The sequence below is a fragment of the Variovorax paradoxus genome, assembly GCF_024734665.1.
Classification (GTDB): domain Bacteria; phylum Pseudomonadota; class Gammaproteobacteria; order Burkholderiales; family Burkholderiaceae_C; genus Variovorax.
This window is the reverse complement of the sequence record NZ_CP102931.1, coordinates 4,231,915-4,256,809: the sequence shown is the minus strand read 5'-3', so window position 1 is coordinate 4,256,809 and position 24,895 is coordinate 4,231,915. Positions and strand designations below refer to the sequence as shown.

Here is a 24,895-nt window from a genome sequence, read left to right as displayed (position 1 = left end):
AGCGTACTCGACGCTTTAGGTGTGTGACTAACCGACTGTAGTGGGGTGCGCTCGTGACTCTCGCTATCGCGAGATGATCAAGCGTCCACCAATAGCGTGGTGCTGGCCCTCGCCGTTCACCAAAGCCAACCTTCGTAAACGCCGCCTTATCGTTAGTTGCGGTCGACGATCGGTCCGAGTGACGGGAGGGAGTGTTCTCATGACTTCCGTTATCGCGAGTTGAGACCTGAGGCTGAATCAACCACCGCTAATAGGGCGTTTAAGCAGGTGTTGTTATCGTGGACTTGGAATTCGCTGCGCTTTGGTTCGGGCGCAGCTAGCTGCGGAGGGATGGATACGGAAACCCGCGTGCTTGGGCGGTGCCTTTGCCTTTGCTTCCGTCATGCGGGTAACGAGCTGCCGGCACAGCCCAACCTGAGAGTACGGTGCTCATTCATGCAATCGTGCCGCACAAGGCTCTTCATCAGTGAGCGGACAGATAGATATCTACAGCGTATGAATGTCGATTCGAAACCGGTATTTCTATGTATCGATCGCCTCTCCTAGCATTCGCTGCGTGTTCCTGATCGCCTGGGCCTTCGCCAAACGAGACACCGAGACCGAACAATGCAACGCCATCTCCTGATTCCCCTGGCACTCTCACTCGTCGCCCTGTCTTGCAGCAGTTCCGCCAGCGCTCAACCGGTGCGACTCGAGAGAAACATGACTCTCGAGTTGGCGTCGCAACTGGCAAGCCAGGCGATCGCTACTTGCACTGCCGCCGGGTTCAACGTTTCGGTGGTGGTCGATGACCGCGCGGGCCAGGAGCGCGTTGCGAGCCGCTCGGATATGGCCGGGCCACATACGTTGGTTGCGGCGCGGGAGAAGGCTTACACATCCGCATCGTCCAGGGTATCGACGCAAGCGCTAGGCGAACGATCCCGGGCGCCAGGTGGTCCTGCCTATCTGACCTACATCCCCGGCTTCTTGCTGCTGGGTGGAGGCGTTCCGGTCAACGCAGGCGGCGAGGTCATTGGTGCGATTGGCGTTGCAGGTGCGCCAAGCGGTCTTCAGGACGAGCGGTGCGCGCTGACGGCGATCGAGCTGCTGAAGGACAAGATTTCGCCGGGAAATTCTCATTGAACGAGCGGCTTGAGATGCGAGCGGGGAGCACCGGAGCGACGCATGGAGCGGCGCAGTCGGACAGGCAATGATCTCCACACCAGACCTCAACGCGGTGTTTGGCTTCTCTGTCGTGGTGGCTTGCGCCGGCTTCGCCGCGGGATTCGTGGGCGGGCTTTTTGGCGGCGGAGGCGGCATGATCGTCATTCCGACGCTGTATCAGGCATTCGAGAGACTCGGCGTTCCCGCAGATGTGCGGCTCCATCTTGTCGTCGGCACTTCGCTCGCGGCGGTTGTGCCGCTATCAGTGCTCGGCGCGCGCTCTCACTGGCGTCAAGGCAACGTCGACATTGCGATGCTGAAGCCGCTCCTGCCTGCTGCGCTGCTTGGCTCCATCGCTGCTGGAGTTGTTGGGCGACGGCTCGATGCTCATGCCCTTGCCTGGCTATTTGTCGCGGTCGCGGCATTGACCTCCTGGCGAATGGTCGGCCAGTCGAAACCACAAGCAATTGCAAGTGAGCAGACTCGGCCGCAACGCCTTGGGAAGCCGGCCATGGGAGTCCTGGGGCTTGCGATCGGATGCGTCTCGACACTCGTTGGCATCGGGGGCGCGACGTTGACCGTTCCGGTGCTTCATCTTTCGGGCGCGAAGATGCGCCACGCAATCGGAACGAGTGCAACGCTTGGGATGGCAATTGCCCTGCCAGGTGCGGCGTCGCTCGCCTTGGCGGGCTCAACTGCCGAGAACCTGCCCATCGGCAGTTTTGGCTATGTCAACCTGGTTGCCGCAGCCATACTTTTTGCTGTCGGCGCGGTGGGTGTCTCGGCTGGCTCCCGACTGACGAAACGGCTCGACGAGAAGCTGCTGCGCCGTCTCTTTGCGGTGCTTCTCATGGCGAGCGCGGTCCGCCTGGCCGTTTCGACTGCGTGACTACCGACCGACTGTCCTCGGACTGCCGGAAGAAGGAAGACATTCAGCCGAGTGCGTGCTCGACCAACCGCGCGATGGCCAGCAGGTAGTCATCGTCATACCAGCGGCCCGCCTGTTGCAGCCCGATGGGAAGGCCCTTGGCGCTCTTGCCGCAGGGCATCGAGAGCGCGGGATGTCGGAAAAGTGAAGTCGTGGCACGCTGGCTATCAGCAGGTTTTCCTTGGATTGCAGTCCAGTGGTGTGGGCAGGGGATAACTGCCCGTGCACAATTCTTTCTTTCAATTCGAGAAAAAATTCATGGCCGTGCTCGCAACACCCTCGCCAAGACTGTTTCATTTCTCTGCAGGTGCAATTGGAGCTTGGGAGATCAAGAGCATTTTGAATATAAAGGGAGATGGCTTACCGTTGGCTCCTCGCCTGGACGTGACTTCGATACTTCCGGAAAACCCCGCGGCGTGGACGTTAAGCGGAGCCACAAGCAACGAGCGGTACGTAACACGCACAGAGAAAACTGCACTTGTGCAAAAGCAAGAGGGACTCAGCCGACCCGATGCCTTCCGTGCAGTCCTCATCCCCATAAAGAAGAGCGGCGACTGGTGGGCACTGACCCAAGACGAGCGACGCGATGTGCTTGAAGCGCAGTCGCGCCACATCGAAATCGGGCTGAGGTACTTACCGCCTATTGCACGGCGGCTCCATCATTGCCGCGACTTGAGCTTTGTTCAGCCTTTTGATTTCCTCACTTGGTTTGAATTTTCTCCGTCAGACGAGTCTCTATTCGTCGAGTTGCTGGAGGCCCTTCGTGCTACGCCAGAGTGGCGATTTGTCGAACGTGAAGTAGAGGTTCGACTAGAGCGAGACTGATTGAACGTCGGCCGGCGCAGTTTTCTACCTGTCGGGGTGCTCATCGAGCGTAGCCAATTCCCCGCTGCAGGCGGCGGTGCACAAGCACGCGTTTGACGATCGACAACAGATGGTCCTCTGGCGGCGCGAGAGGCCGGGGTCTGCTTGATCTCTAGCGTTGTCTCTGTGTTGAGCTGTCGGGCCAAGCCGTACCGGCTCCGGAGTGTGGGCTGCGCACCGCCACGAGCCCAAAGAAGAAATGCAGCTGTGGATGTGACTTGGGCCTCGCACACGCGTGCGAGGCTCTCGTTGCGCTCCAAGTTTGCTTGGCCGCACTCAACGTTCGAGGCTTGCTTAAGACAGAGCTACTGTCGTAGATTCGCTCCTTCACAACCTGACACGCATCGCCGTGATGCAATGCAATGCAATGCGAGGCGAGGCGTTGGCCTCATCCGCACGAGAACCGTGGCGATCCATTCAGTTCAGTTCTTTTTCTCTGGGGCTGCCGCATCCAAGTTGGCAACTACACGCTCCAGCATTTCGACAAACCGATCGATTTCTTCGGCGCTGAAACCTTGCAGTGCCTCCTGATTGCCTTGCGCAAGAATTGCTCGTGCCGGGCGCATGTTCTCCATTGCTACTGCGGTCAGCGAGACGAGGCTGCTTCGCCCATCTGTGGGGTCCGGCTCCCGACGTACCAGGCCATCACGCTCCATCCGAGCGAGCAAAGCCGCCATGCTCGGCTGTTCCACTCCCGCTATGCGGGCGAGGTCTCTCTGTGAGAGCCGTGCTCCTCCTTTGAGCGCCACGAATACCGGGAGCTGACCGATTCTCAAGCCCAGTTCCCGCATACGGGTATCGGCGAGCCGAGCAAGCCCGCGCGCAGCGCTGTTGATGAGTCTTGCCGACTTGACCTGCAACTCCCATGGCTCTGAAAGTTCCATTTGCATCGCATCCTATGCATGTATATAGTTGGCTATATATTAACCAATCTGAGAGGTTCGTGTGACTGCAAACCCTTCCACCGCGATCATCGGTGCCGGCCCTGGCGGCCTTACTCTTGCGCGTATTCTTCATATGCGAGGCTTGGATGCCACCGTATTCGACAGGGACTCTCATGCGCTCTGCCGCCCTCAAGGCGGCTCACTCGACATGCATGAGCAGACAGGGCGACGTGCTCTGCGACTTGCTGGACTCGATTCAGCGTTCAACGAACTGGCCAGGTACGGCGATCAGGGTAGCAAGGCCTATGCGCCGGACGGCACACTTCTTTACGCCGAGGCCAATCTGGATGGCGATCGCCCGGAAATCGACCGCACCCAGTTGCGTCAACTGTTGCTGCATTCGCTGCCGGACAGCGCGCTTCGATGGGGGGAGAGAGTCGAGCGGGTGGAGCCGCAGACTGACGATCGTCACGCCGTAATTTCCAACGGGAAACTGGCAGGGACATTCGACCTAGTGGTGGGAGCCGATGGCGCTTGGTCCAATGTGCGACCGACGCTGTCTGATGCAGTGCCTGTTTACGAAAATGTCACCGTCGTCGAGTTAGGCATCGATCGTATTGACGAGAGATTTCCAGAGCTCGCGTCGATCGTCGGAAATGGAAAATTCTTTGCCAAAGGCTCTGGCCGAGCAATGGGGGCGCAGCGCAGTTCGAACTCTCACATTCGTGTGTACGCGTTTCTCCGGGCTGAACAGCCGCTGTCCGTTGATACTGCAGACTCGCGTCCATTCATAGAGAGATTGCTGAAGGAATTTTCTGATTTCTCGCCTGAGTTACTGAGATTCTTCGAGGTTGCGAACCTTCTGGCCGCCAGACCCCTGCATGCACTTCCTGTGGGACACCGCTGGGCGAACCATCCCGGTCTTACGCTCATCGGCGACGCTGCCCATCTGATGTCTCCATTCGGTGGAGAAGGAGCCAACGGGGCCATGGCGGATGCCGCAGATCTGGGGGTGGCAATTACCTCGGGGCGCGATTGGAGACAGGCCATCGAGGCTTTTGAAACGATCATGTTCGATCGCGCAGAAAAGGCCGCTCGGATTGCGGCACAAGGACTCCAAGGCATCGTCGCGGAGAAGCAGAACGGGCGATCCGAATCGTACCAATCGCTGCGAAAGAAGGCCATGAATGGATCCCTTATCGGCACGCAAAGGATCACTCTTCCCGATTTCTTTGCCCGGCGTGTCGCTGAATGTACCCGAGACACAGCCTTGCAGCAGCAGCTGGCGGCTGTCGTTCGCTTTGATATTTCTGGCGAGGCTGGTGGCAGCTGGATCGTCGATTTCAGAAAAGGCTCCGCAGGCGTGAGGCGAGGCGATGATGTCGTCGATCATGTTGTCTCGATGGGAGACGAAGATTTCCTGGCATTGATCGACGGCCGGTTCAGTCCCCAGAGTGCATTTCTCAGCGGCAAGCTGAAATTCCAGGGGCCACTGTCATTCGCAACGAAACTCAGTGGCTTCCTAGAGCGCTTGAAAGTCTGATAAACCGAAGGGTGCCAATTGGTGGCGAAACGGGGGTACCTCGATTGCCTTCGAAACGATCATCATGATTCAATCAGTCCTGGAAAAGTACTGATTCCTCAGAGATCGACAGTGCCACTCGTGACCACCGACCGCCCCTAGGAAGAGCCGCGCATGTTGCTTCCCGACCTGGACCGCGAGGGTCCGCTCTACAGCCAGATCTACCGCAGCATTCGCGCGGCCGTGTTGAGCAAGACGCTGCTGCCAAAGTACCGCCTGCCGTCCACGCGCGATCTGGCTATCGAGTTAGGTGTCTCGCGCAACACCATCATGCAGTCCTATGACCAGTTGCTGGCTGAAGGCTACCTGGAAGCACGGCTCGGCGCCGGCACCTTCGTCGCCGCGAAGATTCCCGACGAGGGGTTGGTCGTGCGCACGGCATTGCAACGGGAGGTGCGCGCATCATCTCTCGATCTGCAGGAGCACTTGTCCGAATATGCTAGGCGCGTTGCAGGCCCGGCCACCGGCGGCTTGCGACCCCTGGATGCGCAACTGCGCATCGACTTCCGCTACGGCGTACCCAATCTCGGGGACTTTCCTGCCTACGAATGGCGCGTCATTGCCGCGCAACGCATGCGTCGTCCAGCAAAGGAGTCGCTCATCTATGCCGATCCCGCAGGCTACTGGCCGCTGCGCGAAGCCATCGTGCGCTACGTGCGCGAACACCGCGGCATCATCTGCACGGCAGATGACGTGACCGTGGTCAACGGCTCGCAGCAAGCGCTGGACATCGTGGCGCGCGCGCTCATCGATCCCGGAGACCGAGTACTGATGGAGAACCCCAGCTATCCCGGTGCGCGCGTGGCGTTCCAGGCGCTCGGCGCGAAGATCGATCACATCGATGTGGACACCGAAGGCCTCGACGTCGACCGCATACTGCGCCTGCAGCACCGTGTGAAGCTGGCATACGTGACGCCGTCGCACCAGTTCCCGACCGGGGGCGTGATGATGCTGGCAAGACGACTGAAATTCCTGCAGTGGGCGCACGATTCACAGACCTTCGTGCTGGAGGACGACTACGACAGCGAATATCGCTATAGCGGGCGTCCAATCGAGGCTATCCAATCGCTCGACACTTATGGCCGTGTCGTCTACTTCGGCACTTTCTCGAAGATCCTTGCGCCCTCTCTGCGGCTCGGCTACATCATCTCGCCGTCTGCGCTGACGCCGACGCTGCAACGCATCAAGTCCATCACGGACCGGCACTCATCGCTGCCGGGACAGCAAGTGCTGGCCGATTTCATCGCAAGCGGAGAGTTCGAACGTCATATGCGACGCTCGCGAACGCGCAATGCCGCGCGTCGACAGGCACTGCTCAAGGCGCTGAGCCAAGCATTCGGCGACCGCGTGGGTGTGCAGGGGGCAAATGCCGGCTTGCACGTGTTGCTGTGGTTCAAGGATCGGCCGGCGTCGCAGATCGACGAGATCGTCGAGCGTGCCGCCGGCAGAGGCATTGGCGTCTATTCGATCGCTCCGTTCTACGTAGGGCCGCTACCGCGCGCCGGTCTGTTGCTAGGGTATAGCTCGCTTGATGAAGTCGAGATCGTTGCTGGTGTGAATGCGCTTGCACGCGCCCTGCTCTAGAAGGTAAATGCGGCGAAGATCAGATGCCGATGGTCTTGCGATGGGCGTTCATGGGGATGAGCGAACGAGCGCGCTCGATTTGCGAGCGTTGGATGCGAGCCGAAACGAAACCCGATCCGTCGGAGGCCCTCGCGATCACGAGGCCCCACGGGTCGCTGACCAGCGAATTGCCGAAGGTCTGTCGTTTCTGGCCATTGGACACGTAGGTGCCGACTTGCGCGGGCGCTACCACGTAGGCCTGCGTCTCGATAGCACGAGAGCGCAGCAGCACGTCCCAATGGTCCTTGCCGGTTTGCAGCGCGAAGGCGGCGGGAAGCGCCACGATGTCCACCCCCAGCCGCGCAAATGCGGTGAACAGATCCGAGAAGCGCATGTCGTAGCAGATGGCACAGCCGACCTTGAAACCCTCGACGTCATAGGTCACGACGCTGTCGCCAGACTTGACTGTGGCCGACTCGTGATACTGCGTGCCGTCGGGTGCGGTGATGTCGAACAAATGGATCTTTCGGTAAGTTGCAACCAGTGCGCCGTCGCGGTCGAACACTACCGTGGTGTTGAACACGCGTGAGTCACCGTTGATGCGTTCGACCACCGAGCCCGCATGCACCCACACCCGGTGCTCGCGGGCGAAGCTGCTCAGGAAGCGGCAGGCAGATCCGTCCGGTACGACGCCTGCCTCAGTGAGCTTGCCTTCCTGTTCACCGCCATAGAAGTCGAAATACTCTGGGAGCAGGAGCAGGTCTGGCGCATCGCTACGAATAGCCGCAACCATAAGAGCCTGCGCCTGATGGATGTTCTCCTGGCGGTTTGCGCCCGAGTTCATCTGGATCGCGCTGATTTTCAATTCGGCCTTCATGCTCAGTTTCCTGTTTTCAGTTTCTCGGCAAATTCAGTGCCGCCGCGAGGTCCCCGAGCGTGCGCGATTCAACCTTCACGCGCTCGTTGGCCTCAGCCGACGTCCCGAACACCGGCGTCAGCCCGGCTTGGATCAACTTCTGCCGCTGCTCTTTGTCCTTGAAGCCGGCCGCGACCATGTCGCGCAACGCCTTGACAATCTCGGGGGAGGTATTGCGCGGCGCCGCGAGACCGAACCATGCCATTGATTCGAAGGGCAGGCCCAATTCCTTCGCTGTCGGCACATCAGCCAGCACATCGGAACGCTGTCGGCTTGTGACGAACAGTGCCTGCACCTTGCCACTTTCGATGAACGGCTTCTGCACGCTAACGTTGTCGATCATCCCGTCGATTTGGCCACCGAGCAGATCGTTGATGGCGGGCGTGCTTCCCCTGTAGGGAACCGGTATCAGGTTAACGCCCGCGGCCTTGTCGAAGAGCAGTTGCGCCAAGTGGCCGTGGCTTCCGAGGCTGACATTGCCGATCGTCACACTGCCGGGGCGCTGCTTCGCATAGGCGATGAAGTCGGGAAGATTCTGTACCGGGAATTTCTTGCCGACCACCATCACGAAGGGCACGTCAACCAGCACGCTGACTTGCGTGAGGCCTTCAAGCGGCTTGAATTCCTTGTAGACCGTAGGCGTGACCGCGTTGATGCCGCTTGATGTCATGAGCAACGTATGCCCGTCGGGCGCCGCCGTGATCACACGCCGTCCAGCTATGGAGCCGCCGGCACCGGACTGGTTCTCGACTACCACGGGTTGCCCGCCTTGCTTGCGCAGCACGTCGGCAATCAATCGTGCCAGGACATCGGTAGTGCCGCCAGCTGGATAGGGCACGACGATGGTGACGGTCTTGGTGGGGTATGCGGGTTGGGCTTGGGACTGGACCACGGCCGCGCCAAGCAAACCGCAGACCGCGAGCGACTGCCGAAGGAGCGTCTTGAAGCGTAAGAGTGTCATGGCGCGCGTCCAGATGGGGAGTACGCCGCGATTAAAGAGCCGATCCACCAGAGGGTCGAGGGCCAATCCATCCTGGCCGCGTGGTTCCACTTCTGCGCGGAAGGCGAATCGAATCTGGCTCTGTTCGATAAATGAAAAATGGCACTGTTGCGCAGGAAAATTCGACTCTAGAGTAGCTCCACCGTTCCAATCAGGCATCGCCACGATGCCGAAGGAGTTCAACATGTTCTTTCAATTGCGCGAAGGCCGTAAAGCCGCCGGCGTCACGCGCCGGCTTGAGCGACTCATTGGAAAGCTGGTCTGGCTGAACACTTTGCTTGGAGTTCTGTGCATGACTGGAACTGCGTACGCACAGTATCCGACCAGGCCAATCTCGATCATCGTGCCGTTTGCTGCCGGGGGCACCACAGACATTCTGGCTCGCAAGGTTGCGGAAGTTCTGCGAAGTGCGGGTGGTCAAGCGGTCATCGTAGACAACAAGCCTGGCGCAGGAGGGACAATCGCCAGCAGGTTCGTCGCTAAGTCAAAGCCCGATGGCTATACGCTGGTCATGACGTCCAGCGCGACCATGGCGGTTGCGCCAGCGGTCTACAAGGACTTCAATGCGCATGAACTGACACCAGTCAGCATTCTGGTGGACGTGCCCTTCGGATTCTTCGCCAGAACCGACTTGGCGGTGACCGATGTTAAATCTCTCGTCGCTTTGGCGAAGAAAGACCCGGGTGGTATTCGGGTGGCGGTGTCTTCGCTTGGCAGTCATGGCCATCTGACAGCGTTGATGTTTGGCAAGGCAACCGGGACGCAATTTACGATTGTTCCTTACAAAGGAACCGCCCCTGCGATGGCCGATCTTGCAGGCGGCCATGCCGATCTCATGGTCAACGACGTGAGCGGAATGATTCCAAGCTTCGAGGGCGGCCAGGCCAGAGCCCTCTTTGTCACTACGCCGACCCGTCTTCCTCGGTTGCCAACTGTTCCAACTGCGAAGGAACAGGGTCAGGACTTCGAATCCTCGGCTTGGTTTGGAATTGCCGCCCCTCGAGGTACACCACCTGAGGTACTTCAATTCATCCAGCAGGCGATGGCGAAGGGGATAGCGCAGAACGCCACAGAGCGTGCCAGGCTTGTAGACATCGGTCTCACACCCGTCTTCGATACGCCGGAGGAAGCCATGAAACGGCTAAGAAGAGACGAGGCTACCTTGGGTGGATTGGCTGCCTCGCTGAATCTTCCCAGCAACTGATCAATCGGTGTCTCGTTTAAACCTCCTCTCGGATGGTTGAGCCGTAGAACACCTCACTCCCCCTCAACCAAAGCAACGCTCAAAAAAAGGATTGCGTCATGGATATCACACGTCATGAACCGTCGGGAATTCTCTCGAATGCCGTTGTACACGGAAACATTGTCTATCTAGCCGGCATCGTGGCGGCGGACGCAGAACGCGACGTCAAAGGACAAACCCGACAGATCCTCGACAAGATCGACCACCTGCTAGCGCTCAGCGGCAGTCATAAGTCGAGGATCCTCCGCGTCAATATCTGGCTGACCGATATTCAGGATCGGGCAGCTATGAATGAGGTCTGGATGGAGTGGGTAGACCCTGCCAACCTTCCGGCGCGCGCATGTGTGGAGGCGAAGCTTGCGAATCCGAAGCTGTCTGTGGAAATCATGGTGACAGCGGTTCGCTGAGCTGTACTTCTCTCCCGAGGGTTGTCTAAGGCACTTCCGATGGCGTCGTGCCGCCGTCGCCTCACATTGGGGATTGGTCGGAACTCCCAGTCGAAATTGGATCTGTTCGCGCACTAACCCGCCTCACACAATCTGCGCCGCGGCCAAATAGATCTTCCCCTTCTCGTCATCTTTCTGGAAAAACAATGTCGGAACAACCAACTACTATCGCCTACCCCGTCGATGCGACCAACCAGCTCAAGCGTCGGCATGATCGCGGCTTCTATGATCACGCTACGATCCACGCATTGCTGGACGCCGCCATGCTGTGCCACGTGTCCTACGTAGTAGACAGCCAGCCGTTTTGTACGCCGACCTTCTTTTGGCGTGAAGGCACGACGCTCTTTTGGCATGGGAGTGCCGCCAGTCGCATGCTGCGTAACCTTGCAGAAGGCGAGCCTGCCTGCCTGACCGTCACGCATCTCGACAGTCTTGTGCTTGCACGGTCCGGCTTCAATCACTCGGCAGACTATCGTTCGGTGATGGCGTTTGGCAAGGCACGCCTGGTTATCGATCAGGATGAGAAAGAGAGGGCACTGGTCATGATGGTTGACCGTCTGTTCCCCGGCAGAACGGCCAGCTTGCGTAAGAGTTCGCGTCAGGAGATCAAAGGCACATCCGTCATTGCGATGGACATCGAGCGCGCATCCGCCAAGATCCGAGCACGCGGCGTTGTCGACGAAGACGAGGACTACGCGCTGCCGATCTATGCGGAGCGGCTGCCGGTCAAGATGGTGATCGGCGAACCGCAGCAATGTCCACGCCTGGTTGCAGGCGTCGTGCGGCCGCAAGCCCTCGAGGGCTACCGGCCAGGGCGACTTCTGGAAGAGGCGTTGGCCGAGGCACAAGCCCTTGCGTATCCCGAGGAGGCCTCTCTCCCGAAGAGTCGAGCCCCTGGAAGTGCCAGCTGATAGTATGCCAGGCGTTGATGCGCTCTTCGCGCCATCGGCCTTTGATCTGCGCAAGCGCAACGTCTGGAGCACAGACTCAGACCAGTTCTACCTCCTCATACAAATTGGTGAGGTGCGCACCCCCGCGGGCCAGAGTTCGAAATGAGAGTCGCACCGACATGACGGCTCAAGCTGGCGTCCAGCCTCACGCATCCTCGATGCGAGAGTCACCCACACCCTGAACGCGGCAGAGCTGGGCAAGCAGCCGTTCAGGACCGCGCACAACACGGCGGCGGTGTGGTTCGACTACCGCTTGGGCAGTCCCGAACTTCGGGGCTGGAGCGTGGATGGAGGCGCGCGATATGTCGGCAAGGTTCCGGCCACAGTGGACAACAGCCAGTTCAACCCGGCCTACACCGTGTTCGACGCGACCATCCGCTACGAACACGGTTCTTGCACCTTCGCGCTGAATGCAAGCAACCTTTTCAACAAGACCTACATAGCGGGCGCCGGCCAGTTCTTCGAACAGTCGCGCACGCTGCAGGTGAAGGTGTCCGCCCGCTGGTAGCGCAAATCCCCTGAAGCAGCCCCGGGGCGGCTTGAACGACCGGACCACGTGCGTGGCTGCGACGCGCAATCGGTTGTTTGCTGCTTCCAGTCGTCCCGCCAGGCCCCCGATTGGAGGGGTCGTAGTGGCACCGTCGCGCGGCATGGAAATGGCCCTGTAGGTCGCGCCTGCATCTCTCTAGACTGCGGCACCCCTGCGTCTTTGTCAGTATCCGAGAGGAGCAAATGATCGTGAATTCTTCATGCCAGAGAGTATTCAAAAACACGGCTCACCGTATTGAGCGAGTTGCTGCTTCGATCAAACGAGGTGCAGCGTAATGCGAGTCGGCATTGAAATCGGCGGGACGTTCACCGATCTGATCTGCATCGATCAAGGTCGCGTCCGCGTGACGAAAGTTCCAAGCACCCCTGCGAATCCGGAGCAGGGATTTGCGGACGCGCTGAAGGCGGCGGACCTGGATCTATCGAAGATCGAGGAACTGGCACATGGCTCCACCGTCGCCACCAACGCAGTCCTGGAGCGCAAAGGATCGCGGGTACTGCTGATCACGACGCGCGGCTTTCGTGACGTTCTTTGGATCCAGCGCCAGAACCGTGCGCGCAGCTACGAGTTGGTGTACCGCAAGCCTGAACCTGTTCTTTCGCGACGCCACGTGGTCGAACTGGATGAGCGCATCGCCGCGGATGGTTCGGTCATTGAACCGCTCAACGACGCTGCTGCGAAGGAGAAGCTCGCTCGAGCGATACGCGAGTTCTCACCGGAGGTGGTCGCCATCGCGTTCCTGAACAGCTACGCCAATCCTGACCATGAACGCCAAGTGCGAAACATTGTCCTGCAGATCTTGCCTGAAATTGGAACGATGTGTTCTCATGAAATCTCGCCTGAATTCCGCGAGTACGAACGCTTCTCGACAACGACGCTTTCGGCATACGTTCAACCCGTAATCTCTCGCTATCTGGAAGGTATTCAGAAGGGACTGCGTAACGGTGGATTTCCGGGGCAGGTGAGCTTGATGCAGTCCAACGGCGGCAGGTTGCCTGCCACTGCAATGCAGAAGAATCCGATCACCGCGCTGTACTCCGGACCAGCAGCGGGGGTTGCGGGGGCCAACCTTTTGGCCGGGCAAGCAGGCCGCAAGGACATCATCACCTTCGATATGGGGGGCACAAGCGCGGATGTTTGTCTAATCTCGAACAATAAACCCGCCCTGAAATCGGGCACGAGCATCGACGGACTTCCGGTGCGCTCCCCTGTTCTGGACATCTCCACGGTCGGCGCCGGCGGCGGTAGCCACATCTGGCGTGACGAGGGGGGCATGCTTCGAGTCGGGCCGACATCCAGCGGCGCGATGCCGGGTCCCGCCGCCTATGGGCGAGGCGGCAAAGTGCCCACGATCACCGATGCTCACGTTGTATGCGGCACTCTGCGTCCGGACCGATTCCTCGGTGGAAAGTCGGCCCTGGATGTCGCGGCGGCGCGCGCCGTCTTTGCAGATCTGGCGGAGGCATTCGAATGCTCGGTCGAAGCGCTTGCTGACAGCGCCATCCGCGTGGCCAACGCCAACATCGTTCGCGCTATACAAGCCGTGTCGACAGAAGTGGGCAAAGATCCGCGGCAGCATACGCTCATGGCTTTCGGTGGGGCTGGTCCATTGCATGCGGGTCGCATCGCTGAACAGCTTGGTGCCGTGGAAGTCCTCCTCCCACGGCATGCCGGCGTACTTTCGGCGCTCGGGCTGCTTGCGTCGCAGTTCACGGTCTACGAGACCGCCACTCGGAAGATTCCATTCAATCAGGACGTCCGAGCGAGCCTTGCCACGGCTCTTGGCGACTTGGAGGAGCGCGCGCGGAAGCGCCTTCGCGCAGCAGGCGTTCAAGGAGCGTTTGATGTGGAATACACGCTCCAGATGCGCTACGTGGGGCAAGCGTTCGAGCTCGATGTCCCGCTGGGCCAGCATCCCTTCGATGCTGTAAGTGAAGTACTGCTTCGCCAGCTTTATGAAGAAGCAGTCGCCGGCCAGATGAACTTTCGTCCTGGTAGTCGACGGCCAATCGAAATCGTTGGCCTGCGCTGCGGCCTGACGGCAGGCACGTCGGAGGTCGGGGTAACCGGGATCGAGGGTACGCCTCAAAGGTCGACGCGGTCCACATGCCGAATCCTTGAGGGGCGCGAGTTCCGCAACTGCGAGATTGTTGGCTGGCCTGATCGGGGCGAGGCGATCAAGGGGCCCGCGATTGTGGATGCCGAGACCTCCACGATGTACATACCGCCGAACTGGACCGCCACCCTCCACGAAAAAAGCAACTGCCTGATCATGATCCGCGAAGGGGATGCGAAATGAAGATCGACGTCATCGACCTGTCAATCATTGGTCAATCGCTCCTCGCGACTGCAAAGGAGATGGGGCAGAAGCTCGTCAACTCTGCGTACTCTCCCATCATCCGGGAGGCCCGTGACGCATCGACGGCGATTCTGGATCGAAATGGCCAGATCGTCGCCCAGGCCGAAATGATCCCCATCCAACTCGGTTCGATGGGAACAACCCTGCGGCCTTGCTTGGACAGGTTTCCGATCGAGACCCTCACCGAGGGTGATTTCTTCATCAACAACCACCCTTACCACGGCGGCCAGCACCTCCAGGACGTCTTCATCTTCACGCCGGTTTTCCACGAGGGTCAGCTGATCTGCTTCTGCGGTTCCACTGCGCACCATTTGGACATCGGTGGTCGCAAGAGCATCAACCGCTCATCGCTCGACCTTTACCAGGAAGGCGTCGTCTTCCCACCGATGAAGTTGCGCTTCGACACCGATTGGCATGAAGACAGCCCGCTACGGCAATTGTTCTGCGCGAATATCCGCATACCTGAGCAGACCATTGGTGACTTTGAAGCTCAATTTGCGGCCAATGCCCTGGGTGAGCAGCGGATCCTCGAGCTTGCGCGCAGATATGGTCCAGACGCAATTTCGTCTGCCATGGCTCACCTCATCGACTACTCGGAAGCTGTCCTGCGTGCAAGCATCCGTAAATTGCCCGTGGGTTCCTTCGAAGGTGAAGATTGTCTGGACGACTGTGGCGTAGACGGAAAACCGTTGACGGTGAGGGTAAAGGTCACGGTGAACAACGACACACTGAGTCTGGACTACGCTGGAACCTCTGGGCAGTTCGACGACAACATGAATGCGCCCTTGGCATCCAGCCTGGCCGCCGCTTTCAGCTGCGTCAAGGCGTTGTTGGTTCCCTCGGATGTGCCTTTCAATGAAGGCACCTTGCGTCCCGTATCCGTGGCATTCCCTAGTGGGAGCTTCGTCAACCCGATCACCCCTGCAGCGGTAGGTGCGCGCATGGAAGCGTGCTATCGGATCTACTGCGCAACGATGAAAGCGATGGCCCGCGCACTGCCTTCCGTGGCCATTTCTTCGGGTTTCGATGCGTCCATCGTGACCCGCTTCGCTCATCGCCTCGCAGACGGTCGGCTGAAGATCGCGCACGAAGTGCATGGTGGCGGTTTCGGCGCGGCGCCGACCGAAGACGGCGCGGATGGCATCGCAGCGTCTCTTTCGAATGTGACCAATACGCCGGTCGAAGCGATGGACATGGAGTACCCGCACATCCGAATTCGCGAGTACGCGCTGGCCATCGACAGCTGCGGCTATGGAAAATTCCGCGGTGGCCTTGGCTTGAAGCGAAGCTATGAAGTCTTGACCGATGGCGTGGAGTTCTCCTGCTTCGGGGATCGGTTTTCAGTGCGACCGGATGGCCTGGCCGGAGGTCTTGCGGGCTCCTTGGCGAAATGCCAGGTGGCGCGCGAAGGCCAAACCACGGCGTTTGATCACCACCGTCCTGCTGTCATGCGCAAGGGGGATGTCGTGACGGTCTGCACTTCGGGCGGCGCGGGACACGGCGACGTGCGAGAGCGTAGTGCCGAGCGCATCGCTTCGGACCTGGCCGATGGCTATGTCACTGAACTCGCCGTCGAGACTGCGATGAAAACGAGCCTTTGACCAGATGGCTCTAAGAAAGCACTCATCATGAACATGCCACAGCAATTGCAAGGCCAGAATTACAGACTACGTGGACTCCACGGGGTGATTGCCTATCTGATCACGCCCTTCGACCAAAAGGGCAAGATCGACACGGCGCGTCTGTGTGAATTGGTCGACCGACTTGTTGCCGACGGTGTTCATGGCATCGCTCCCTTGGGTTCGGCGGGCCTCAATGCCTACCTGACGCCGGACGAGCGCGAGCAAGTGATTGAATCCGTATGCTCGCGCGCGTCAGGCCGGCTTCCGGTCATCGTTGGTGCTAGCGGAAGCAGTGTCGAAGAGGCCGTTCGTACTGCCCGCTTCGCCGAGAAATGCGGTGCGAGTGCATTGCTGGCTGCCCCCACCAGCGACTGGCGTCTCACTTCGCAAGAGATCTTCAATTTCTACGACAAGTTGGCTGACCGGACCACGCTGCCGATCATGGTGTACGACACCTCGATGAAGTCCGGCGGGTTGATGACCGCGGATGAGTTGTTGGAGTTGACCAAGATACCGTCCGTGACCATGCTGAAAGACAGTTCAGCCGATGTGGAGCGGCTGCAGGACTTGCTGTTGCGCAACGACGGACGTCTTGAGATTTTCGCGGGCAAGAATACCTTTGCCGTCCCAGCACTCATGCTGGGCTGTCGTGGATGGTGCACAGCAGCACCTCTGGTTGCTCCAAAGGCTACGCTCGCACTATATGAGGCAGCGGTAACGAAGCGCGACTTGCAGCGTTCCCTCGACATCGGCCGAGCGCTGCAGCCGTTGCTGCAGGCTCTGGTCCGGCCTGGTTTGCCTCGATCGCTGCTCGCAGCCCTGGAATTGGTCGGCCGACCTGCCGGCGAACTTCGCGCGCCAATGCTGAGGGTAAGCGCCAAAGACAGGGCGACGATAGCGGCTGCGCTTGATTCACTGTGCCAGCTTCACTTGGACTAGGGCTGCATGATGACCCCACCCATTTTCCTGCGCACGAAACGCGGCTTTCTTGCCGTGCTGGCGGCAAGCGTCGCGGGTCTCGTTGCGACCGGCGCCTACGCGGCATCTTTTCCGGACAGGCCTATCCGGATGATCGTCCCCTACACCGCAGGCGGAGGATCCGACCTCATCGCGCGACTGATCGCCAAGGAACTTGAGAGCTCGTTGGGGCAGCCTGTAATTGTGGACAACCGCGGTGGTGCGGGCGGCATTGTCGGCCAGGGCGCTGTCGCGCGATCTGCGCCAGACGGTTACACCATTCTCTTCAGTGGCTCCGGGAATCTCGCGATTAGCCCGTTCCTCTTCAAGGCGTTGCCCTATGACTCCGTTCGAAATTTCACGCCGATCGCCCTTGTCGCAACCGGCCCCATGACGATCGCTATCAATGCGAACGTGCCAGCGAAGGATTTCTCCGAGTTCCACAAGTTGGCCAAGAGCCGAGCGCTCAACTGGGCGTCTGGGGGGGCCGGAACCACGTCTCATCTTTCCGGTGTCCTGGCCTTCAATGCCTCCGGTCTGCAGTTGCTTCACGTTCCATTCAACGGCACGGCTCCTGCGGTCAATGCGTTTAGAGGGCGCCAGGTCGATGCAATCGTCGATACGGAGGCAGCGCTTGCCCCCTTCGTAGATGCAGACAAAGGCTTCCGTGCCATCGCGCAGTTGGGTACCAAGCGATCGGAGCTATTGCCCGACATCCCAACCATGAGAGAGCTGGGTTACGACGCCGACGCATCCGTCTGGTGGGGCCTGCTTGGGCCTGCGAAGCTCCCCGATGAGGTTCGCAAGACGCTCAATGACGCGGTGAACACGGCGGTGTTGCACAGTAACTTCAGGGAGGCATTGCGCAAGAACGGCGCCGTGGCGGCTGGCGGAACGCCAGCCGACTTCTCGCAATTCTTGGGCACGGAATTAAAGAAGTGGGGCGCGGCGGTTCGGGCGGCCGGCGTGGAGCCGCAGTAGAAGGTGCGCGGCGCTGATTAGCGGCTCTACGGACCGATTGTCTGGATGGTTGCAGAGAAGGTTTGTAAGCGCGCGGTGATCCCGTCTTGAGTTGCCGCCTTTTGTCCATGACGATGGTGTCCACCAAGTATTTAGGTGCAAGGGGCTTCGCTGGCAATTGCTGGCGGCCAACTACGGGCCTTCCGAGAATCCGGGGGAACTGGGAGGCTACGAAAAGATTCTGGAGTCTCTGCGACTGCAGTCCAAGCGCAACGCCCTGAAGATCGAGAAGTATGCCGAGAAGGTTCGCGCCATCGATACTCGCAAGGTCGACGTGTTGAACATCATCCGACCGGGCCTGTAGGCCGCGCTGCGTTTCTTGGCAATCGGCTATTCGTAGAGTTCGGAGTTGTGAAGCGCTGCATGCGCTTCGTGCAGGACGGCTACGTGACCGAGGTGTGCGTCCTGCATCATCATCTTGACCTCGTTGATCGCGGTCTCGTCGTGGCAAAGCACTTGTACGATGGCGTCGCGTGGGAACCGTAGGAGCATCAACTCTCTGTTCTTTCCGGTGCTGTTGTCAGAGTGCGCCTTCATGACGTCAGCATTGGTATCGACGGTCCCGGTCTTGTTCTTTGTCGCAACGCCGATAGTCTGAAAGTCGGGATTGCCGTACTGCGCGTCCCACGAATAGAGGTTCAGCAGCGCTTGGTCGGTGACCCCCATCGATGCCGGGTCTCGTGTTCTCTTGCCAATCGGAATCTTTGCGAGATCGATCTTGAGCTTCACCCCGTCGTGTCGGCCGAAGCGGTAGCCTTCATTGCCATGGAGATGCTTTGACGTGGAGCTCAGTGGGTGGGCCCGCTGGACTGTGCTGCCTTCTTCTTGGTTGATGTGAGCGAGTTGCCGGAAGTCGAGATTGGTGCCGACCTTCTTGTCGCCCAGGTCCCATTTCTTGAGGGTTCCAGGGCCAATCCGAAATGCGTTGCCGTGAAGTTTTTCCTGGACGCCGAGAACGCCTACATTCTTGCCGGATAGTCCATCGACGGCCTCAAGAATTAGCTTGAATACGTCGTAATTCTTCTCGACATAGGCATAGCGGCGCGTCATTCGACCGAAATCATCCTTGATGTATTCTGTAGCTTCGCGCTTGTCGATGCGGATGCGAAGAATTCCCTTCTTTTGATAGATCGGGCGAATCGCTCCGTTTGTTGCGTCCGACTTCTCCTCGAACGCGGCGTTGCCCACGTAGATCTCAGCGAGCTTCGTATGGTCGGCAAGAAAGATCCCGTCGTCTTTCAGGTAGAACAGACCTCTGCTTTCCTTGATTAGCGCTTTGATCTTGTTCATGCTCAAACCGATCTGTTGAAGACTTGGAACGTACACCTGTCGCAGCCAATCTCGCCGTTGTATCTTCAACGCCTGGTTGTCCTGCTTGATGGATTTCTGTTCATGCGGTGTGAGTTCAGGATCGATCTTGCGGTCGCGCCAGAATCGCATCATCGAGTCCTTCAGCACTTCAAGATCCGCTTTCAAATCACGTTCGATTCGGTGGGCGGTCATCAGGGTGCTCTTGAGTGCGCTTTGCGCTGCTCGCTGTTCGGGCTTGTCTCCGAGATCGCACATCACGATCGCAACAGCCTGGTCGTAAAGCATGAATGGATGGCTCCTTTGCTGTATTAAGAAAAGTCTGGTGCTGTGCACGCCTGTGGATTCTTGCAGTCTGCACAACCCAAGGGCTGCACTGCGCCTGGTCGCATGAAAGGGCGAAGCAGTAGGTGAATCGGCAAGACGGAGGCCGCCGCGGCTTGCGATCAGGATGGCGAAAATTCTGCTGCAAACCCCCAAGTGACGTCCTCTGTTGCGATGCCGAGCTGTCGTTCCTGCCGTTCCATTGACGCGATCCCTTGTGGCCTTTGGGTCGGCGTCGATGGTAGGCAGGAGGGAGGCGTGAGCCCATACCCGAAAACAAGTAGAAAACCACGGACCCGCAGCGGTGGGCGCGAGCACAAGCCAACGCACGACAGTGCCACCACTAGGCCTGAGCCGGTCACCTGAAGCCAATGCGGAATCCGGCCGGGCGCCGCCTATCTGTGCGGCCGAGCTCTAGGGCGAGACCCGCTGCAGATTGATGCGGCGGCTTGCCCGGAAAAGGTCTTGCGTGAGGTTGACTAGGGGGCGCGTGATCAATGGCCTATGGGGGCGAGCCTCGCGACTCGATGTCGTCGACGACCAAGCAACGGTAATGTGGCATTTACGTGCCTGCGGTTATCGTTGATTGATCAAGCCAACAAGGGCAACGACTTGATTTCTGGCATGGCGCCAAGCCAGTGACAGCGCTGAGCGAATCCCGCGTCAGGAAGGCGCCCGGCTGCCGGGAAACCTCGGGATCGCTGCGGCCAGCGCAGCGGTGTACTCGTGGCGCGGCCGGTCGAACAGTTCGCGCGCGGGGCCCTCGTCGACGATGCGGCCTTTGCGCATCACCAGCACGCGATCGCACAGCAGGCGCACCACGCCGAGGTCGTGCGAAACGAACACGATGCCCAGGTCCAGCTCGCGGCGCAGCCGGTCGAGCAGGGCCAGCACGCCGGCCTGCACCGACACGTCGAGCGCCGCCGTGGGCTCGTCGAGGATCAGCAGTTCCGGCCCGGGCCCCAGCGCGCGCGCAATGCCCACGCGCGCGGCCTGCCCGCCCGACAACTCATGCGGGCGGCGCTGCAGCAGGTCGGTGCCGAGCTGCACGCGCTGCGCCACGTCGAGCACGCGCTGGCGCAACGCGTCGCCGTTCAAACCCAGCAGCCGGCGAATGGGATCGGCAACGGCATCGAAGGCCGTCCTGCGCGGATCGAGGCTGTCGTGCGGGTCCTGGAACACCATCTGCACGCGGCTTCGCCACGGCGCCCGTGCGGCACGTGCCGCGGGGTGTGCGGCGAGCTCGATGCCGTCGAACACGATGCGCCCCGAGAACGGGTCGCTCAGCCGCGCCAGCAGCGACACCAGCGTCGACTTGCCGCAGCCCGATTCGCCGACCAAGCCCACCGCCTCGCCGCGCGCGAGCGTGAAGCTCACGCCGTCGACGGCCTGGAGCCAGCGCCGTCGCTTCACGAGGCCGCCGAATGACGGCAAGCTCGGCAAGGGATAGCGCGCCACCAGGTCGCGTACGTCCAGCAAGGGCAGGTCAGACATGGCAATGCGTTCAGCGCAGGCCGATGCGCTGTGCTTCGAGCGCTTCCACCAGCCGGTGGCGGCCCTTCAGCTGCTCGGGGCCGCGCAGGCGGGCCAGCGAATGCTCGCTCCAGCGCGCGACGGGCATGCCTTGCGAGGCATAGAACGACTGCATGGTCGCGTCGTAGCTGCGCACGTGCTGCTGCGTTTCCGAAGGCGAATAGCGCTCGCGCGACAGCACGGCGCTTTGCGGCAGCCGAGGCTTCACCGCCGCGGGCCGCGATGCATCGGGTCGGCCCACGCACAGGCCCACCACTGCGAAGACGCCGGGCGGAAGCCCGAGCTCCGCAGCCACGCGCTCCGGCTGGTTGCGGATGGCGCCGAGATACACCGTGCCCAGGCCGAGGGACTGCGCGGCGATGACGGCGTTCTGCGCCGCCAGCACGGCATCGATCACGCCCATCAGCGAGGAATCGAGGTATTCCGCGCCCTCAATGGGCACCTGCGCTTGTTGCGCAAGGCCGCGCAGTCGCGCGAGGTCGGCGAGCCAGACCAGCACCAGCGGTGCCTCGCGCACGTGGCCCTGGTTGCCCGCGAACTCCGCCAGACGCGCCTTGCGCTCGGCGTCTTCCACGGCAATCACGCTCCAGGTCTGCAGGTTCGACGAACTGGGCGCCGATTGCGCGGCAGCAATCAGCCATTCGAGAGTTCCTTCATCCAGCGGCGCGGGGTCGAAGGTGCGCACCGAGCGGTGCGCGAGCAGGCTTTGCAGCACCGGGTTGGGCGCGGCTGGCGGCGCGGGCGCGATGCCGTCGCCGTAGCGTGCGCGCCAGAGGTCGCGAAAGCCTTGGGCGTTGTCCGGGGTGATGTGAGAGGCTGTCATGCGGCAAGGGCAAGCGGTTGGGGAAATACATGCACCGGGTGCCAGCACGCCAGCGCGTGCTGCGCACCCGTGCGGGCCCAGGGGGCGGCCTGGCTGCGGCAACGTGCGTCGCTCTTCTCGCAGCGTTCGGCGAAGCGGCAGGCAGGCAGGTCGGCGCGGGTCAGGTCCGGCAGCGTGCCGTCCACGCTGCGCAAGGCGTTGAGCGTGGGCGCCGATTGCGGCGTGGCGCGCAGCAGCTGTCGCGTGTACGGGTGCGCCGCGCCTTCGCGCAGGCCGGCGGACGGCAGTGTCTCCACCAACTGGCCGGCGTGCATGACCGCGATGCGCGCGCAACGCTGCGCCGCCAAGGCCAGGTCGTGCGTGATGAGCAATGTCGCCAGGCGACGCTCGCGCGCGAGTTCGGCGATGAGGTCGAGCACGAGGGCCTGCGTGCTCACGTCAAGGCCCGTGGTCGGCTCATCCGCGATCAGCAGCTCGGGATCGCCGGCCAGCGCCAACGCGATCATCACGCGCTGGCACTGTCCTCCGGAAAGCTCGTGCGCATAGGCTTTGAAGCGGCGCGCCGGATCGCTCAGGCCCACGCGTTCGATCCACGCGAGCGCCTTTTGCCGTGCCGCGACGGCTTTCAGGCCGAGGTGTACCTGCAGCACCTGCTGCAACTGGTCGCCGACGGTGCGCAGCGGATGCAGCGCGCGCCGCGGGCTCTGGAACACGAAGCCGATACGGCGCCCGCGCAGCCCTTGCCGTGCGGCAGCGTTGGGGGTGCCCTGGCTGCTCAGCAGGTCGCGACCCTGGAAGCGCAGCCGCTTGGCCTGCACCTGCGCGCGCGCATCGAGAAGGCCGGCAAGCGCCAGCGCGGTGACGGACTTGCCCGAGCCGCTTTCGCCGACCAGCCCCAGCGTCTCGCCGGCCTGCAGCGTGAAGCCGACCTTGTCGAGCACGTTCACCGGGACGCCCGAGGGCGTGCGAAAGCGCAGGCTCAGGCCATCGACTTCCAGCATCGGCGCTGCGCTGCTCATGGCTGTGCAGCCTCCGCCGCGCCACGCGGATCGAGCAGGTCGCGCAGCGCGTCGCCCAGCAGCGTGAAGCAGCCCACGGCCGCGAACAGCGCCAGCCCCGGGAAGAAGGCCAGCCACCACTGGCCAGTGATGATGTAGGGCGCCCCCTCGCTCACGAGCACGCCCCATTCCGCCGTCGGCGGGCGCACGCCCAGGCCGATGAACGACAGGCCCGCGCCATTCAGCAGCGCCCAGCCGAGATTGATCGACCCCTGCACCGCCAGCATCGGCAACACATGGGGCAGCAGCACGCCGAAGAGCAGCCGCGGCGCGCTGGCGCCACCCAGAAGCGCGGCCAGTACGTAGCCGGCGCTGCGGCGTACGCTGACTTCGCCCCGCGCGAGCCTGATGTAGAAGGGCAGGTTGATCAGCGCCGTGGCATAGACGATGTTGGCCACGCTGTTGCCCCAGGCCGCGACCAGCGCCATGGCCACGACGAAGAGCGGAAAGGCCATCAGCACGTCGACCAACCGACCCACCCAGCGGTCGATCCGCCCGCTGACAAAGCCGCACCACGCACCCAGCGCGCTGCCCGCGAGCAGCGACAGCACGACCGCCCCGGCGGCCATGCCCAGGTCGAGCCGCGTGGCGACGAGCACGCGCGAGAACAGGTCGCGCCCGAGCGCGTCGGTGCCGAACCAGTGCGTGGCGCCGGGCGGCTGCAGGCGGTTCAGTACATCGGTGGCCAGCGGATCGAAAGGCGCCAGCGCGGGGCCGAGCAATGCGGCGGCCAGGAACAGCGCGAGCAACAGCAGGCCCGAAGCCGCGTCGGCATGCGGCAGCCGCGCTTTCATGCTCCGGACCCGGCGCGCGGATCGATCCGGCTGTGCAGCAGATCGACCAGCAGGTTCACGCCCACGAAGAGCAGCGCCACCAGCAGCACGAAGCCTTGCAGCGGCGCGTGGTCGGAGGCCAGCAGCGCATCGAGCGCATAGCTGCCGATGCCGGGCCAGGCGAACACTTTTTCGATCACCACGTTGGCGCTCAGCATGTACGAGAACACCATGCCCGCGCCGGTGACGACCGGCAGCAGCGCCAGGTGTAGCGCGCTCGCCAGCACCGCGCGGCGCGGCAGGCCGAGCGCGCGCGCCGTGCGCACGGGGTCGCTGCGCAGCACGCCGAGCATCGAGGCGCGCATGAGCCGCGCCACGGGGGCGAGCGAGAACAGGGCCATGCTCACGGCCGGCAGTAAGAGCCGCCCGGCGGCCGAAGCGAGCGCGTCTGGGCGGCCCGCCAGCGTGGCGTCCACCAGCAGGAAGCCCGTGACGATGGGCGGCGGCGCCAGCATGGCGTCGATGCGCCCGGTGGGCTCAGGTGCCCAGCCGAGCAGGAAGTAGAAGACATACACCAGCAGCAGCGCGATGACGAAGGTCGGCATGCAGCTTCCGCCGACCGTGAGCAAGGTGCAGGCGCGGTCCCATGCCGAACGTGGCCGCAGCGCGGCGGCGGCACCCAGCGGCAGCGCGACCGCCAGCGTCAGTGCGAAGGCGATGAAGGTCAGCTCGAGCGTGGCGGGCAGGCGCTGGCGCAAGTCGGTCCACACCGGCTGCCCCGTGGTGTGCGATTGCCCCCAGTCGCCCTGCGCGAGCGCCACGAGGTAGTGCCACAGCTGCGTTGGCAACGGCTGGTCGAGGCCCATGCGAGCGCGGATCTGCGCGATTTCTTCCGGTCCCGCGCTCGGCCCCGAAGCGAGAAACGCCGCCGGATCGCCGGGCAGCACGTGCGTGAGAAGGAAGGTGAAGACGACTGCACCCAGCAGCACCGGCACGGCGGCCAGCACCCGGGCGCCGATGCGCCCCGCGAAGTTTGCGGCCGTGCTCAC

At 61.5% G+C, this 24,895-nt stretch carries 23 protein-coding genes; 14 read left to right on the top strand and 9 right to left on the bottom strand.

Features of this window, described 5'->3' with window-relative positions; all coding sequences use genetic code 11:
* Nucleotides 1-702 precede the first annotated feature (702 nt).
* The 3 genes from NWF24_RS20105 (at nt 703) to NWF24_RS20090 (ending at nt 2,896) form a co-directional block, all read left to right on the top strand.
* Nucleotides 703-1,122 carry a GlcG/HbpS family heme-binding protein gene (locus tag NWF24_RS20105; RefSeq protein ID WP_258350063.1) on the top strand — a complete coding sequence of 140 codons (420 nt, stop codon included), beginning with the start codon at nt 703-705 and terminating at the stop codon, nt 1,120-1,122.
* A 67-nt stretch (nt 1,123-1,189) separates the two neighbouring features.
* Nucleotides 1,190-2,032: a sulfite exporter TauE/SafE family protein gene (locus tag NWF24_RS20100; protein ID WP_258350062.1), complete on the top strand. Its 843-nt coding sequence runs from the start codon at nt 1,190-1,192 to the stop codon at nt 2,030-2,032.
* A 261-nt stretch (nt 2,033-2,293) separates the two neighbouring features.
* A complete protein-coding gene (locus NWF24_RS20090) occupies nt 2,294-2,896 on the top strand; it encodes a chlorite dismutase family protein (RefSeq protein ID WP_258350061.1) in 603 nt (200 codons plus the stop codon).
* Between the two features lie 461 nt (nt 2,897-3,357).
* Here the strand turns inward: NWF24_RS20090 and NWF24_RS20085 are convergent, their stop codons facing one another.
* Nucleotides 3,358-3,819: a MarR family winged helix-turn-helix transcriptional regulator gene (locus NWF24_RS20085; protein ID WP_258350060.1), complete on the bottom strand. Its 462-nt coding sequence runs from the start codon at nt 3,817-3,819 to the stop codon at nt 3,358-3,360.
* 61 nt (nt 3,820-3,880) lie between these two features.
* Between NWF24_RS20085 and NWF24_RS20080 the strand changes: the two genes are divergently transcribed.
* Both NWF24_RS20080 and pdxR read left to right on the top strand, forming a co-directional pair.
* A complete protein-coding gene (locus NWF24_RS20080; RefSeq protein ID WP_258350059.1) occupies nt 3,881-5,362 on the top strand; it encodes an FAD-dependent monooxygenase in 1,482 nt (493 codons plus the stop codon).
* 153 nt (nt 5,363-5,515) lie between these two features.
* A complete protein-coding gene (gene pdxR / locus NWF24_RS20075; RefSeq protein WP_258350058.1) occupies nt 5,516-6,985 on the top strand; it encodes a MocR-like pyridoxine biosynthesis transcription factor PdxR in 1,470 nt (489 codons plus the stop codon).
* 19 nt (nt 6,986-7,004) lie between these two features.
* Here pdxR and NWF24_RS20070 read toward each other — a convergent pair whose 3' ends face one another.
* A complete protein-coding gene (locus NWF24_RS20070) occupies nt 7,005-7,841 on the bottom strand; it encodes a carbon-nitrogen hydrolase family protein (protein WP_258350057.1) in 837 nt (278 codons plus the stop codon).
* 16 nt (nt 7,842-7,857) lie between these two features.
* Nucleotides 7,858-9,066 carry a Bug family tripartite tricarboxylate transporter substrate binding protein gene (locus NWF24_RS20065; RefSeq protein ID WP_258350056.1) on the bottom strand — a complete coding sequence of 403 codons (1,209 nt, stop codon included), beginning with the start codon at nt 9,064-9,066 and terminating at the stop codon, nt 7,858-7,860.
* Here NWF24_RS20065 and NWF24_RS20060 point away from each other — a divergent pair.
* The 9 genes from NWF24_RS20060 to NWF24_RS20020 all read left to right on the top strand — a co-directional run bounded on the left by NWF24_RS20060 (nt 9,047) and on the right by NWF24_RS20020 (nt 18,331).
* Nucleotides 9,047-10,084 (top strand): tripartite tricarboxylate transporter substrate binding protein, encoded by a 1,038-nt coding sequence (locus NWF24_RS20060; RefSeq protein ID WP_258350055.1) that lies wholly within the window; start codon nt 9,047-9,049, stop codon nt 10,082-10,084. The genes NWF24_RS20065 and NWF24_RS20060 overlap by 20 nt on opposite strands.
* A gap of 98 nt (nt 10,085-10,182) precedes the next feature.
* Complete coding sequence (locus tag NWF24_RS20055) at nt 10,183-10,530, top strand: RidA family protein (RefSeq protein WP_258350054.1); 348 nt, start codon at nt 10,183-10,185, stop codon at nt 10,528-10,530.
* Nucleotides 10,531-10,715: 185 nt separating this feature from the next.
* Entirely contained in the window at nt 10,716-11,480 is a 765-nt protein-coding gene (locus NWF24_RS20050; protein ID WP_258350053.1) for a pyridoxamine 5'-phosphate oxidase family protein, read from the top strand.
* A 190-nt stretch (nt 11,481-11,670) separates the two neighbouring features.
* Nucleotides 11,671-12,027: a TonB-dependent receptor domain-containing protein gene (locus tag NWF24_RS20045; protein WP_309148886.1), complete on the top strand. Its 357-nt coding sequence runs from the start codon at nt 11,671-11,673 to the stop codon at nt 12,025-12,027.
* A 316-nt stretch (nt 12,028-12,343) separates the two neighbouring features.
* Entirely contained in the window at nt 12,344-14,368 is a 2,025-nt protein-coding gene (locus tag NWF24_RS20040) for a hydantoinase/oxoprolinase family protein (protein WP_258350051.1), read from the top strand.
* Nucleotides 14,365-16,029, top strand: a complete 1,665-nt coding sequence (locus NWF24_RS20035; RefSeq protein WP_258350050.1) for a hydantoinase B/oxoprolinase family protein — start codon at nt 14,365-14,367, stop codon at nt 16,027-16,029. Before NWF24_RS20040 ends, NWF24_RS20035 begins: the two co-directional genes overlap by 4 nt.
* 27 nt (nt 16,030-16,056) lie before the next feature.
* Nucleotides 16,057-16,989 carry a dihydrodipicolinate synthase family protein gene (locus NWF24_RS20030; RefSeq protein ID WP_258350049.1) on the top strand — a complete coding sequence of 311 codons (933 nt, stop codon included), beginning with the start codon at nt 16,057-16,059 and terminating at the stop codon, nt 16,987-16,989.
* 6 nt (nt 16,990-16,995) lie between these two features.
* The gene (locus tag NWF24_RS20025; RefSeq protein WP_258350048.1) at nt 16,996-17,988 is read left to right on the top strand and encodes a Bug family tripartite tricarboxylate transporter substrate binding protein; all 993 of its coding nucleotides are present in this window, start codon (nt 16,996-16,998) and stop codon (nt 17,986-17,988) included.
* A 157-nt stretch (nt 17,989-18,145) separates the two neighbouring features.
* On the top strand, nt 18,146-18,331 hold the full coding sequence (locus tag NWF24_RS20020) for a hypothetical protein (RefSeq protein WP_258350047.1): 186 nt from the start codon (nt 18,146-18,148) through the stop codon (nt 18,329-18,331).
* A 26-nt stretch (nt 18,332-18,357) separates the two neighbouring features.
* On the opposite strand, the gene NWF24_RS20015 is transcribed toward NWF24_RS20020, so the two are convergent.
* From NWF24_RS20015 to NWF24_RS19990, 6 genes are all read right to left on the bottom strand, one after another.
* Nucleotides 18,358-19,623: a hypothetical protein gene (locus tag NWF24_RS20015; protein ID WP_258350046.1), complete on the bottom strand. Its 1,266-nt coding sequence runs from the start codon at nt 19,621-19,623 to the stop codon at nt 18,358-18,360.
* Between the two features lie 699 nt (nt 19,624-20,322).
* Nucleotides 20,323-21,153, bottom strand: a complete 831-nt coding sequence (locus NWF24_RS20010; protein WP_258350045.1) for an ABC transporter ATP-binding protein — start codon at nt 21,151-21,153, stop codon at nt 20,323-20,325.
* A 10-nt stretch (nt 21,154-21,163) separates the two neighbouring features.
* Nucleotides 21,164-22,015 (bottom strand): NADPH-dependent oxidoreductase, encoded by an 852-nt coding sequence (locus NWF24_RS20005; RefSeq protein WP_258350044.1) that lies wholly within the window; start codon nt 22,013-22,015, stop codon nt 21,164-21,166.
* Nucleotides 22,012-23,034: an ABC transporter ATP-binding protein gene (locus NWF24_RS20000; protein ID WP_258350043.1), complete on the bottom strand. Its 1,023-nt coding sequence runs from the start codon at nt 23,032-23,034 to the stop codon at nt 22,012-22,014. Before NWF24_RS20000 ends, NWF24_RS20005 begins: the two co-directional genes overlap by 4 nt.
* Nucleotides 23,031-23,867 (bottom strand): ABC transporter permease, encoded by an 837-nt coding sequence (locus NWF24_RS19995; protein ID WP_258350042.1) that lies wholly within the window; start codon nt 23,865-23,867, stop codon nt 23,031-23,033. The genes NWF24_RS20000 and NWF24_RS19995 overlap by 4 nt, the downstream gene beginning before the upstream one ends.
* Nucleotides 23,864-24,895: an ABC transporter permease gene (locus NWF24_RS19990; protein ID WP_258350041.1), complete on the bottom strand. Its 1,032-nt coding sequence runs from the start codon at nt 24,893-24,895 to the stop codon at nt 23,864-23,866. Before NWF24_RS19990 ends, NWF24_RS19995 begins: the two co-directional genes overlap by 4 nt.

Bases quoted from the DNA above. Each gene is read 5' to 3' on its own strand.
- NWF24_RS20000 (WP_258350043.1), bottom strand. From the start codon at position 23,034: ATGAGCAGCGCAGCGCCGATGCTGGAAGTCGATGGCCTGAGCCTGCGC.
- NWF24_RS20025 (WP_258350048.1), top strand. From the start codon at position 16,996: ATGATGACCCCACCCATTTTCCTGCGCACGAAACGCGGCTTTCTTGCC.
- NWF24_RS20035 (WP_258350050.1), top strand. From the start codon at position 14,365: ATGAAGATCGACGTCATCGACCTGTCAATCATTGGTCAATCGCTCCTC.
- NWF24_RS20100 (WP_258350062.1), top strand. From the start codon at position 1,190: ATGATCTCCACACCAGACCTCAACGCGGTGTTTGGCTTCTCTGTCGTG.
- NWF24_RS19995 (WP_258350042.1), bottom strand. From the start codon at position 23,867: ATGAAAGCGCGGCTGCCGCATGCCGACGCGGCTTCGGGCCTGCTGTTG.
- NWF24_RS20040 (WP_258350051.1), top strand. From the start codon at position 12,344: ATGCGAGTCGGCATTGAAATCGGCGGGACGTTCACCGATCTGATCTGC.
- NWF24_RS20105 (WP_258350063.1), top strand. From the start codon at position 703: ATGACTCTCGAGTTGGCGTCGCAACTGGCAAGCCAGGCGATCGCTACT.
- NWF24_RS20060 (WP_258350055.1), top strand. From the start codon at position 9,047: ATGCCGAAGGAGTTCAACATGTTCTTTCAATTGCGCGAAGGCCGTAAA.
- NWF24_RS20030 (WP_258350049.1), top strand. From the start codon at position 16,057: ATGAACATGCCACAGCAATTGCAAGGCCAGAATTACAGACTACGTGGA.
- NWF24_RS20070 (WP_258350057.1), bottom strand. From the start codon at position 7,841: ATGAAGGCCGAATTGAAAATCAGCGCGATCCAGATGAACTCGGGCGCA.
- NWF24_RS20085 (WP_258350060.1), bottom strand. From the start codon at position 3,819: ATGGAACTTTCAGAGCCATGGGAGTTGCAGGTCAAGTCGGCAAGACTC.
- NWF24_RS20005 (WP_258350044.1), bottom strand. From the start codon at position 22,015: ATGACAGCCTCTCACATCACCCCGGACAACGCCCAAGGCTTTCGCGAC.
- NWF24_RS20010 (WP_258350045.1), bottom strand. From the start codon at position 21,153: ATGTCTGACCTGCCCTTGCTGGACGTACGCGACCTGGTGGCGCGCTAT.
- NWF24_RS20050 (WP_258350053.1), top strand. From the start codon at position 10,716: ATGTCGGAACAACCAACTACTATCGCCTACCCCGTCGATGCGACCAAC.
- NWF24_RS20065 (WP_258350056.1), bottom strand. From the start codon at position 9,066: ATGTTGAACTCCTTCGGCATCGTGGCGATGCCTGATTGGAACGGTGGA.
- pdxR (WP_258350058.1), top strand. From the start codon at position 5,516: ATGTTGCTTCCCGACCTGGACCGCGAGGGTCCGCTCTACAGCCAGATC.
- NWF24_RS20015 (WP_258350046.1), bottom strand. From the start codon at position 19,623: ATGCTTTACGACCAGGCTGTTGCGATCGTGATGTGCGATCTCGGAGAC.
- NWF24_RS20055 (WP_258350054.1), top strand. From the start codon at position 10,183: ATGGATATCACACGTCATGAACCGTCGGGAATTCTCTCGAATGCCGTT.